The following is a 9,969-nucleotide window of genomic DNA, read 5'->3' on the forward strand; positions in this document are numbered from 1 at the left end:
GGTGGGCCTTGGATCGTGCCACCGATCAGCGCGCAGATCCCAGCCTGGTCTCGGGCCGCGTCACTCAAATCCGCGACGGCGACACGATCGAGGTCTCGGGCATCCCGATCCGCCTCAACGGTCTGAACTGCGAGGAACGCGGCTCTGACCTCGGGAAACTCGCGACCGCTGCCATGCGTGACCTGATCGAGGGGCAGGACCTTACCTGCAGACTGAACGGTGACCGGACATACGATCGAGAAGTTGGGCGCTGTGTTCTGGACGATGGCCGCGACATTGGTGCGGTCCTGATCGGGCAGGGGGTCTGTGGGCGCTGCGCGCGGTTCGATCCGCAGGGAGGGTATATCGAGGTGCAGCGCCAGGTGGGGCCGTTCGCGGGTGAGGTGCCGGGCTATTGCACGTCGCGCTGATCGACCGGATAACAGTTACGCAACACAATTTCTTAAACGGCATGGGTGGTGAGCTGTCGTTCGCGGCGCTTGCGATCCGGATGTCGTTTCTTCCGAAAGCTGTCTTTGGCGCTTTGGTTTTGGCGCCGAAAAGAAGACTTCAGTCTAACCCGTGAACGGTAACGAAGTTTCTGTCTTGATCGCTTGAAAACCAATCTATCAAATCTCCGTTCCCTAGCACAATGCTTACCCGTCTACGACCTTCGACCTGTTTTTCAAATTCTTGGCGTGCAATGCGCTGCATGTTCGTGTGCTCAGTCTTGAAACGCTTCGAGTTATGAATCTCAGCTTGATCAATGACGATCTCGCACTGTTCACCTTCAATATTTTGATGGCGAACTGGAAAAGACAAGTTTACACTGTGGCAAAAGTCACCTAACTCAAAAACAAAAAAAGCTAGGACTTCTTGGCAATCATTTTGCAAAGGGGAATCCATCTCGAAGGATAATTTTTTGGGAATCTCACTAAAGATAGGCTCCAGCTTAGCTAGCCGAGAAAATTGTCGCCAAATTCGATCGTGATCCGGTGAGAGGTCGACGAGCACTTGTCGTCCCGCCAGAAGAACTGCGAGGCGTCCGCCCTTAGAAATTTTTTCGCTCCACTCGCCTGCTCCAAGTTCATGGCGAAAATTGATGTTGATGAAATTGCCTTGAAAGATGTTCCCTGACTCCAAGCATACTTCGAATCTTACTTTATCGTCTTCGTCACATTCAGCCAGCTCGGCGACTACATAGTAATCCCAAACCGTTTGCAAATCCAAGTTCATTTCCGCTCTATAAGTCCCGCCACCGAGCGGTGGCAATTTCATATCCAGGAGGGCGGACTTAACTCGCACCCTGAAGTCATCATGTTCTGGTCCAACAATTCCTGGTATGTATACTTTCGCATCGATCTCAAAGCTTTGTGTTCCCTTCACTATTCGCAGCACACTCTCCCGTGGTGTAGGTGTTATAGAAATTTTAGACCCAGATGTAGGTTGCGGAACGATAGAAGCGGGGATGTCGAAGCGCATGTCGCGTATGTCAAAATGAGAGAGCGGGAGTTGTGCGTCATCGTTGAGTTGGCCTTCGACTATGTCTTTTGCAGTTACCTTGCCGTCGAAAACAAAATCACCTATAGCCCTAGCTTCTGGGTATCCAATTGTTTCTCGAATTGATTTCTTTTTCTGCCCGTATTGCGAGCCATGTTTGAGCGTGTGGGAGTAAATGTTATCAATTATACATTCTTGAACGTCGTCCAGTTCGTTAAATGAGAATTGAAGTTCTATTTTGTGGAGGTCATTGTTATCATCGCGGTGTGCTTCACGTGCGCGTTTGAGAACGCGTTCAATTTCACAAGTCCAAAAATGACGCACGTAGATCCCGGTGCATTCATCTGCATCGAACTTCAGGAGCACTAAGAAACAGGGGAGATCAGTTTGTATTGCTTTGAGCGCGTTGGAAAGCTTAATCTTCGCAACTCGTTTTCTGTTTCGCGTTGTCTTTATTTGCACCAATGACCGAAAAATCCCTTTGTGCAAGTCAGCAGGAAGATTGGATTGATGGCCAGGATCAAATTCGACGATGTAGTCCCAACCGTGCTCATCTTCGGTTGAGGGATTGCAAGTCGCTCCTTGTCTGGTGCACCTCTCGCTGAAGATTTTTTCGCCGAGTCGGCCCAAACGCACAGACGGCATTCCTGTCATGCTAAGACTCTCTTTGCCTTTCAATTCTAATCGCGTGATGTCTTTGAGAAAGAAGCCTGCATCATGCTTTGTCGATAGTGGGCTGAAACGATCTTTACGACAAGTGACTTACTGGTCTTTGGCGAGAGCCACGGCCTTCTGCGTGACCAGATCCTGCGCCGCTGCCAGTGTCGTCGTTGTCGCCATGTTGGCGCCTCTGACATGCGTCGGTTCTAAGCTCCAGCCGCCGATGCGCAGTGGTGGACGCGGACGGAGTGAAACAAGCCCGCCATCTGCGGGACACTTGTCCTGTAAGCCATTGATTTTCATTGACGCAAAACAGGCCGTATGCGGGACACATGCCTATTGAAATCATTTGATAATTTTGGATTTTGGTGGGCGACCTTGGAATCGAACCAAGCGTGCGTCTCCGCGAGGGAGTTACAGTCCCCTGCCACACCTTGCGGCCTGTCGCCCACCGAGCGCCGGTCGCTGCCGGCGTGGGGGGCTGATTACATCCGCCCAAAATCCCCGTCAACAGGAAATTCCCTTGGCAAAGGCCCTTCTTGGATGCAAAGCCTGTCACCTCAGGACACGGGGGCACAGGCGATGGCGAAGAAACCGAAATGGGTGATCGAGAAGGAGCAGGCGAAACGTGCTTCGGCGGCGGAAACCGTTTGGCTCTTCGGGCTGCATGCGGTGCGTGATGCACTGGTGAACCCCCGCAGGGACAAGCTGCGGCTGATCCTGACGCCCAATGCCGCCGAAAAGTTGACCGATGCGGTGGACGCCTCTGGCATGACGCCCGAAATCCACGATCCGCGCATGTTCGGCGCGCCGCTGGATCCCGGCTCCGTTCACCAGGGCGCGGCGCTTGAGGTCAAGCCGCTGGACTGGGGGCGGCTGGAAGACGTGGCGCTTTCGGGCGAGGGGGCCTTGCGGCTGGTTCTGCTGGACCGCGTGACCGACCCGCATAACGTCGGGGCGATTCTACGCTCGGCCGAGGTGTTCGGGGCGCAGGCGGTCATCGGCACCCGTCACCATGCGGCGCCGGAAACCGGGGCCCTGGCCAAGACCGCAAGCGGCGCGCTGGAACGCCAGCCCTACCTGCGCGAGCGCAACCTGGCGGACACCATCGTCGCCTTGCAGAAGATGGGATACCTGGTGCTGGGCCTGGATGGTGAAGCGGAACAGACCATCGAGGAAGCGTTGGAGGGCCGCCGGGATGTGCCTGTCGCGCTGGTGCTGGGGGCAGAGGGGCCGGGGCTGCGGCCCAAGACCAAGGAGACGGTCGACGCGCTGGTGCGGATCAACTTCGCGCGCGACTTCGGCTCTCTCAACGTGTCGAACGCGGCGGCGGTTGCGCTTTACGCGGCGCGTGCCTAACTGCGCTGGATGCCCACCACGAAGATCGCAACCTGTTGTTACTGCGGCACCCGCGCCGCGCTGCGCCTGGAAGGGGAGCAGCGGCACGAACTTGCCTGTTCCGGCTGCGGGGCGCCGCTCCACAACCTGAAATCGCTGCGCGTCGATGCCGTCGATCCCGAGGCGCATCGGCCGCCCCGCAAGGGCAAGCGCAAGCGCGCGCCCGAAGTCCATGCCGCGCGCCGGGAAACCTGGGAACCGCCCCTGAAGAAGACGAAGAAAAAGCGACGCAAGAGCCCGGCTTACAAGCTGTTGAGCGAGGCCTTTGACCTGATCGAGGACATCTTCGACTAAGGGCGGCGTGGCGGGACCGTACGGAATGCCGGAGCGTGCCGCTTGCCTCTGGCATTTGACCCGGCTCTCAAGTATCCCGCCTGAGACTGGCAGGAGGGAGGCCCTATGCCCGATTTCGAGAATCCCGGACCGGTGGAACAGGACTGGTCAAACGCAATTTCCTCGATCGAGGAGATCATCGACGACGCCCGCAACGGGCGCATGTTCGTCCTGGTCGACCATGAAGACCGCGAGAACGAGGGGGACCTGGTGATTCCCGCGCAATGGGCAACGCCGGATGCGATCAACTTCATGGCGCTCTATGGCCGCGGGCTGATCTGCCTGTCCATGACCTCGGACCGGATCGAGGAACTGGGCCTGTCGCTGATGTCGACGAACAATTCGTCCCGGCACGAAACCGCGTTCACCACGTCGATCGAGGCGCGCGAAGGGGTCACGACGGGCATTTCCGCCGCCGACCGCGCGCGGACCATCGCCGTGGCGGTCGATGCCTCGAAAGGGGCGGCAGATATCGCCACGCCGGGCCATGTCTTTCCGCTGCGTGCCCGCAAGGGCGGGGTGCTGGTCCGGGCGGGTCACACCGAGGCGGCAGTCGACATCTCCCGGCTTGCCGGGCTGAACCCGGCGGGCGTGATCTGCGAGATCATGAACGAGGACGGCACGATGGCGCGCCTGCCCGAGCTGGTCGCCTTTGCGCAGCGCCACGGGTTGAAGATCGGCACCATCAGCGACCTGATTGCCTACCGCCGTCGCAATGACAACCTGGTCAAGGTCCGCACCGAGACGCCGATCACCTCCGAATTCGGCGGTGAATGGCTGATGCGGGTCTATACCGACGAAACCCACGGCGACGAGCATATCGTGCTGGTGAAGGGCGACATCTCGACCCCCGATCCGGTACTGGTGCGGATGCATGCGATGGATCCGATGCTGGATGTGATCGGCACCGGGCCGAAGGGCCGGGCGCATGAGTTCCAGCACGCGATGGAGGAAGTCGCGCGCGAGGGACGCGGTGTTGTCGTCCTGCTTCGCGATACCTCGCAGCACCTGGACGTCAGCGACGAGGTCTCTCCCAAGACGCTGCGACAATACGGGCTGGGGGCGCAGATCCTGTCCTCGCTTGGCCTGTCCAAGTTGACGCTGCTGACCAATTCGCCGACCCCCAAGGTTGTCGGGCTAGAGGCTTACGGCCTTGAAATCACGGGCACTCGCAAGATTTCGGAGCTGGGTTGATGGCATCGAATGAAACCCACCACACGCTTGACCGGCCGACATTCGACAAGCCGGTCAAGGTGCTGATCGTCGTGGCGCCCTACTACAAGGACATCGCCGATCAACTGGTCGCCGGGGCCGAGGCCGAGATCGAGGCGGCGGGCGGCTGGCACGAGACCATCGAGGTGCCCGGCGCGCTGGAAGTGCCGACCGCCATCGGTATCGCCGGACGGCTGTCGAATTATGATGCCTATGTGGCGCTGGGCTGCGTGATCCGGGGGGAGACCACCCATTACGAGACCGTGTGCAACGACAGCTCGCGCGCGCTGACCTTGCTGGGCCTGCAGGGGCTTTGCATCGGCAATGGTATCCTGACGGTGGAAAACTACGAACAGGCCCGCGTGCGGGCCGAGGCCAAGGGCCAGAACAAGGGGGGCGGTGCGGCGGCTGCGGCCTTGCATCTCTTGGCGCTGGAACGTAAGTGGGGCGGCTCGCGCAAGGGGGTGGGATTCGTCCCCTTCGGCGAGGAAATCCAGATCGCAGGCACCAGCAAGGACCCCGACATCGCATGACCAAGCTTTCGGGCAACCAGAAACGCAAGATGCGCAGCGCCTCGCGGCTCTACGCGGTTCAGGCCCTGTTCCAGATGGAACAATCGGATGCCGGGGTCGACAAGGTGCGGCGCGAGTTTCTGGAATTCCGGTTCGGCGCGGAACAGATCGACGGCGAAGAGATGATCGACGGCGACATCGACTTCTTTGCCCGGCTGCTGGAACAGGCGGTCAACTGGCAGGTGAAGATCGACCAGATGACCGACCGGGCCCTGGTGGCGAAATGGCCGATTGCGCGGATCGACCCCACGTTGCGGGCGCTGTTCCGCGTGGCGGGGGCCGAGCTGCTGGAGTTCGACACGCCGCCGAAGGTGGCGATCGTCGAATACATGGACGTGGCGAGCGCCTTTTTTCCCGACGGCAAGGAAGCGCGTTTCGTGAACGCGGTGCTGGACCACATGGCCCGCGAGGCACGCCCCGAGGCGTTCTGAGACGGGCCTGTCGGGCGGCGGGGCCAACGAAGACCCCTGTACGTTTTGTACGTTTCGTACGCGGAAATCGGCAAAACGTACAAGGAGGTCACGAAGGCTTAACCCTTGCAAGGTTGCCTTCTGCACCCCAAGTTGTATTCTGAACCCGGAATGCGATGGAGTTGCCCCATGCCCAAGCTCATCCGACTTTATATCCTGCAGGTCCTGGCCGGCTTTGGCCTTTCGGCCGTTTTTGTCGGCGCGCTTTTGTGGTTCAACGTGGCCAACCTCTGGCACCTGATTTCCGGCAGCGACATGGGGATCGTGGCGGTGCTTATGCTGTTCATGTTCAACGGCATCGTCTTTGCGGGCGTGCAGTTTGCCATCTCGATCATGCGCATGGCGCAGGAAGACGACACATCCGGCGGCAAGCGCCAGCACGCCCGCCCGCAGGAGCCGGCGCCTGTGCGGGTGGGGGCAGAGGCCCCGCAGAACCGGGCACTTAAGAAGCGGACACTGGGCGGATTGCAGCACCGCTGAGCTGCTGACCACTTATCGCACCCGGGGCTTGCCGGATGCGCCGCGCGCCATACCCTTTTCACACTGGAAAGGAGGCGCGCATGCCCCGGATCATCCGACTTTTCATCACGCAGTGCCTTGTCGGCGCGGGTTTGGCCACGGTGTTCGTGGCGGGCCTGTTGGCGCTGGACGTGGGCAACCTGTGGCACCTTGCAACCCATACCGGCATCGGCCCCTTTGCCGTGCTGCTGCTTTGGGTGCATTTCGCGGCGGTCTTTGCGGCGGCGCAATTCGCGATTTCGATCATGCGGCTGGGCGAGAGAAAGCCCTCTGCGTCATCGCCGCCCCGCGGGCCGCGGCGCCCGGTGCCCGTCGAGGTCACGAGCCAGCGGCCCGGGTTCGGGCGCAAGCCGTCTTCCGGACGCCCCGGCTGAGCCATACGGCTCAGCGGCCCGCCCTCCAGCCTGCTTGCCGGTTGGGTCATGATGGGGAAGCGGCGGGAACCACGCCAACCGTGTGGGTAACGCATTCCCGAGGACCTGTGTATACAGGTGGGCGCCAGGTAACGAGACCACGATCCCGCCAGAGCCAGCTCCCTCGGATTTGCTTAAGGCCACCGGAATGTACCCGTCTCACGAGAAGGGCAGAACCCGCCAAGCGCAGACCTAAGTTGCGCGGGGGGCCGAGACAAGGGCCTGCGAAGATTTTGTGTCACCCGCCTGAGGGCGTATCCGTGACAAGCCCGTAGCGTGCCAGTTCCTCTGGCAGGAGGATGTAGATTTCATCGGGCGGCGTGGCGAGCGCGTGGCGCATGACGCGGGTGTCGACACCCATGTCGTCGAGATAGCCCATGACCTCGGCCTGGCCGCGCTGGATGTCCTCGACCGCGGTGAAGGCGGGCAGAAGGGTGTTTTCCCCGAAGTAGTGCTGGTGCACCCCGATGGAGGCGGAGGCGGCGGCGCTGCGGGTCTGGCCGCCGGCAAAGAGGTAGGGGCAGGCGGAATAGCAGAATTCCCCCGACAGAACCTGCGTGGCGATGCCCGAGGCGCGCAGGTGCCGCCCGAGATCGAGCGCGTCGCGCACCGAGCCGCCTTCGGATTGTAGCAGAAGGGTTTCGATCGGCGGGTCGGCGCGGTCGATCTGGGGGATCAGGCGTTCCGCGTCACCCTCGGCGATGGCCCCTTCGAGCCGCCATGTCCCCTGGTCGAAGGTCAGGGTCAGCCGGTCGGGCAGTTCGCCCGGATCGCGTTCGGGGGCCACGGCGGGGCGGTCGCGGCCGGGGTCGAAGATCCTGCGCTGGTCGCCCGGGCGCACGGGGTCCGAGAGGCGCGGGGCATCGGGGCGGAAGCCGGGCAGCGAGATTGGGCCCTGGCGCATGTCACCGAGGACCAAGAGGACGCCGATCCCCACCTGAAAGACGAGGACGGCTGACAGGGTGCGGGCGACGGAACGGTTCATGACTGGTGTCCCTGCATGACCTGTCTCACGCGGATTTTCCCTTGAGTGGTGTGACGTCCTCGCCCTCGGGGCGCGGGGTGGCCGCGGTTTGGGTGGCCTGTGCGGGCGGTGTTGCCGGCGGGCCGGCGACGGCCTCGACCTCGCGCAGGGCGGTGACCGCGGCGCGCAGTTCGGCCAAGGTCAGCGTGTCCTCGACCCCGGCGCCCTCGCGGCCCTGGCGGATGGCGGCATGGGTGATGGCAAGGATGAAGACCAGCACCATCGGAAGCAGGTCGATGGCGATGGCCCCGGCCCAGGAGGGCACGAAGTTGCGCGCGTACAGGATCACCGCGTCGGCGGCGGAGAGCGGCGTGTAGGTGACATCGGTGGGCGGTTGCAGCGACTGGACGTTCTGCGCCGCGCGTTCCAGCGTCGCCGCCCGCTGTGCCAGCACCTCGAGCACCGAGGTGATGGTGGCGGACTGGTCGGCGCGGCCCTGTGCCGTGCTGCCGTCGAGTTCCGGCAGCACCACCGAGGCGGCAAGATCCTGTGCCGCGCGTTCGACCAGCGGGGCAACCGACAGCTGGCGCAGCTGGGTGATGAGGCCCTGCAGGCGCACGGCGGCCTCGGAGAACTCGACGCTGCGGGCCTCGACGCTGCCGGGTTCGACGGTCAGGGCGCGCATCCGGCTGAGGATGGTGTTGCCCTCGGTAAAGGCGGTGTCCACCAGCGGGGTCTGTTCGGCGATCTGCGCCTCGAGCGCGGTGAGCTCGGCGGCTTTCTGGCGCAGGACCCGGAAGACGGCGCCGCGCCCGGCGAGCCCGGAGAGCGCGCCCTGTGCCTCGAGATCGGACAGGTCCTCGAAGGACTGGCGGACACGGGCGACGTCGCGTTCCAGCGCCTGGCCGGTCAACGCGATCTCATGCGCGCGTTCGAGCGCCGCCTGGTAATCCTGTACGGTTTCGGCAAGGTGCTGTTCGACGGCGGCCGAGCCGGCCAGGGCGGCGGCGTTCAGCCATGAGGACATGGCGACGATGGCAAGGCTGCCCAGCCCCATGGCGGCCATCAGCCCGGTGCGCGCGCGGGTGGAGCGGACGGCAGGGAAGAGCCGCAGCATGTAGGACCAGAAGACGAAGATGCCCACGGAAACGGCGGTGGAATAGGCGATGGCGGCAAAGACCGACATGGCGCCGTTTTCATCCAGCAGGGAGGAGACGCCGAGATAGGTGTAGATCCCCGAGGCGACCGAGAGCACGCCAAGAGCCGTGCCCGAAAAGGTGTCGAGCCAGGTCAGGTGGCCTTCGAGTTCGCGTGCGGCGCGCACGCCACGGGCTTCGGCGCGGGTCAGGCGGGTATCGGTCTGGTCCTGGGACATGCGGGGCCTTGGGTCATCGCTGCGGTTTCGGGCGAGCCTAGATCATTCCCCGGCAGAGGGAAGGCGCCCGGGGGCTGGGGTTGCATTTGTTCACGAAATGTTCAATGATTTGGGCATGGACTTGCCTGTCACCTCCGACCTGATGCCCGGCCAGCTCTTGGCGCGGGGCGTGTGCCGCCACCTGGCGGGGCATGGCTTTGCCGTGATCGAGGAATTCGTGCCCGACCGGGGGTTGCGGGTGGACGTCATGGCGCTGGGCCCCAAGGGTGAGCTGTGGGTGGTCGAGTGCAAGTCGAGCCGCGGGGATTACATGAGCGACGGCAAGTGGCAGGGGTACCTGGACTGGTGTGACCGCTATTTCTGGGCGGTGGACCAGGCGTTCCCGACCGACCTGCTGCCCGAGGGGACGGGGCTGATCATCGCCGATGCCTACGATGCCGAGATCCTGCGCATGGGGCCCGAGGACAAGCTGGCGGCGGCCCGGCGCAACAAGCTGATCCGCAAGTTCGCGGTCCATGCGGCGCGGCGGCTGCACGGGTTGCGCGATCCCGGCGCGGGGCTGGAACACCTGGGC

12 protein-coding genes and 1 tRNA gene are annotated in these 9,969 nt (G+C 62.5%); 9 read left to right on the forward strand and 4 right to left on the reverse strand.

From position 1 onward, the window contains the following. Nucleotides 1-8 precede the first annotated feature (8 nt). Nucleotides 9-410, forward strand: a complete 402-nt coding sequence (locus RBB42_RS13855; RefSeq protein WP_305972600.1) for a thermonuclease family protein — start codon at nucleotides 9-11, stop codon at nucleotides 408-410. A 139-nt stretch (nucleotides 411-549) separates the two neighbouring features. On the opposite strand, the gene RBB42_RS13860 is transcribed toward RBB42_RS13855, so the two are convergent. Both RBB42_RS13860 and RBB42_RS13865 read right to left on the reverse strand, forming a co-directional pair. Further along, entirely contained in the window at nucleotides 550-2,133 is a 1,584-nt protein-coding gene (locus RBB42_RS13860; RefSeq protein WP_305972599.1) for a hypothetical protein, read from the reverse strand. A 372-nt stretch (nucleotides 2,134-2,505) separates the two neighbouring features. Then, a tRNA-Tyr gene (locus RBB42_RS13865) sits at nucleotides 2,506-2,589 on the reverse strand. Between the two features lie 132 nt (nucleotides 2,590-2,721). Here RBB42_RS13865 and rlmB point away from each other — a divergent pair. From rlmB to RBB42_RS13900, 7 genes are all read left to right on the forward strand, one after another. Continuing rightward, nucleotides 2,722-3,498, forward strand: a complete 777-nt coding sequence (gene rlmB / locus RBB42_RS13870) for a 23S rRNA (guanosine(2251)-2'-O)-methyltransferase RlmB (RefSeq protein ID WP_305972601.1) — start codon at nucleotides 2,722-2,724, stop codon at nucleotides 3,496-3,498. Nucleotides 3,499-3,507: 9 nt separating this feature from the next. After that, complete coding sequence (locus RBB42_RS13875; RefSeq protein ID WP_305972597.1) at nucleotides 3,508-3,831, forward strand: hypothetical protein; 324 nt, start codon at nucleotides 3,508-3,510, stop codon at nucleotides 3,829-3,831. 105 nt (nucleotides 3,832-3,936) lie between these two features. Further along, nucleotides 3,937-5,064: a 3,4-dihydroxy-2-butanone-4-phosphate synthase gene (ribB, locus tag RBB42_RS13880; protein WP_305972596.1), complete on the forward strand. Its 1,128-nt coding sequence runs from the start codon at nucleotides 3,937-3,939 to the stop codon at nucleotides 5,062-5,064. Next, on the forward strand, nucleotides 5,064-5,615 hold the full coding sequence (locus RBB42_RS13885; protein WP_305972595.1) for a 6,7-dimethyl-8-ribityllumazine synthase: 552 nt from the start codon (nucleotides 5,064-5,066) through the stop codon (nucleotides 5,613-5,615). The genes ribB and RBB42_RS13885 overlap by 1 nt, the downstream gene beginning before the upstream one ends. Further along, nucleotides 5,612-6,085, forward strand: coding sequence for a transcription antitermination factor NusB (gene nusB / locus RBB42_RS13890; RefSeq protein ID WP_305972594.1), 474 nt, complete (start codon nucleotides 5,612-5,614; stop codon nucleotides 6,083-6,085). Before RBB42_RS13885 ends, nusB begins: the two co-directional genes overlap by 4 nt. A 168-nt stretch (nucleotides 6,086-6,253) precedes the next feature. Beyond that, entirely contained in the window at nucleotides 6,254-6,604 is a 351-nt protein-coding gene (locus tag RBB42_RS13895; protein WP_305972593.1) for a hypothetical protein, read from the forward strand. A gap of 80 nt (nucleotides 6,605-6,684) precedes the next feature. Beyond that, nucleotides 6,685-7,017 carry a hypothetical protein gene (locus RBB42_RS13900; protein ID WP_305972592.1) on the forward strand — a complete coding sequence of 111 codons (333 nt, stop codon included), beginning with the start codon at nucleotides 6,685-6,687 and terminating at the stop codon, nucleotides 7,015-7,017. A gap of 277 nt (nucleotides 7,018-7,294) precedes the next feature. On the opposite strand, the gene RBB42_RS13905 is transcribed toward RBB42_RS13900, so the two are convergent. Both RBB42_RS13905 and RBB42_RS13910 read right to left on the reverse strand, forming a co-directional pair. After that, nucleotides 7,295-8,041, reverse strand: coding sequence for a COG3904 family protein (locus RBB42_RS13905; RefSeq protein WP_305972591.1), 747 nt, complete (start codon nucleotides 8,039-8,041; stop codon nucleotides 7,295-7,297). Nucleotides 8,042-8,066: 25 nt separating this feature from the next. Next, nucleotides 8,067-9,395: a coiled-coil domain-containing protein gene (locus RBB42_RS13910; RefSeq protein ID WP_305972590.1), complete on the reverse strand. Its 1,329-nt coding sequence runs from the start codon at nucleotides 9,393-9,395 to the stop codon at nucleotides 8,067-8,069. 142 nt (nucleotides 9,396-9,537) lie between these two features. Between RBB42_RS13910 and RBB42_RS13915 the strand changes: the two genes are divergently transcribed. Next, on the forward strand, nucleotides 9,538-9,969 hold a 432-nt coding region (locus RBB42_RS13915; RefSeq protein ID WP_306043718.1), incomplete at its 3' end, for an MmcB family DNA repair protein.

Origin of the sequence: Mameliella sp. MMSF_3455 (genome assembly GCF_030733205.1) — a bacterium.
In the GTDB taxonomy this organism is placed as follows: domain Bacteria; phylum Pseudomonadota; class Alphaproteobacteria; order Rhodobacterales; family Rhodobacteraceae; genus Antarctobacter.

What these genes read in the sequence shown, in the direction of transcription:
- RBB42_RS13900 (WP_305972592.1), top strand. Translation starts at nt 6,685, where the DNA reads ATGCCCCGGATCATCCGACTTTTCATCACGCAGTGCCTTGTCGGCGCG.
- rlmB (WP_305972601.1), top strand. Translation starts at nt 2,722, where the DNA reads ATGGCGAAGAAACCGAAATGGGTGATCGAGAAGGAGCAGGCGAAACGT.
- ribB (WP_305972596.1), top strand. Translation starts at nt 3,937, where the DNA reads ATGCCCGATTTCGAGAATCCCGGACCGGTGGAACAGGACTGGTCAAAC.
- RBB42_RS13905 (WP_305972591.1), bottom strand. Translation starts at nt 8,041, where the DNA reads ATGAACCGTTCCGTCGCCCGCACCCTGTCAGCCGTCCTCGTCTTTCAG.
- RBB42_RS13910 (WP_305972590.1), bottom strand. Translation starts at nt 9,395, where the DNA reads ATGTCCCAGGACCAGACCGATACCCGCCTGACCCGCGCCGAAGCCCGT.
- RBB42_RS13885 (WP_305972595.1), top strand. Translation starts at nt 5,064, where the DNA reads ATGGCATCGAATGAAACCCACCACACGCTTGACCGGCCGACATTCGAC.
- RBB42_RS13860 (WP_305972599.1), bottom strand. Translation starts at nt 2,133, where the DNA reads ATGACAGGAATGCCGTCTGTGCGTTTGGGCCGACTCGGCGAAAAAATC.
- RBB42_RS13875 (WP_305972597.1), top strand. Translation starts at nt 3,508, where the DNA reads ATGCCCACCACGAAGATCGCAACCTGTTGTTACTGCGGCACCCGCGCC.
- RBB42_RS13895 (WP_305972593.1), top strand. Translation starts at nt 6,254, where the DNA reads ATGCCCAAGCTCATCCGACTTTATATCCTGCAGGTCCTGGCCGGCTTT.
- nusB (WP_305972594.1), top strand. Translation starts at nt 5,612, where the DNA reads ATGACCAAGCTTTCGGGCAACCAGAAACGCAAGATGCGCAGCGCCTCG.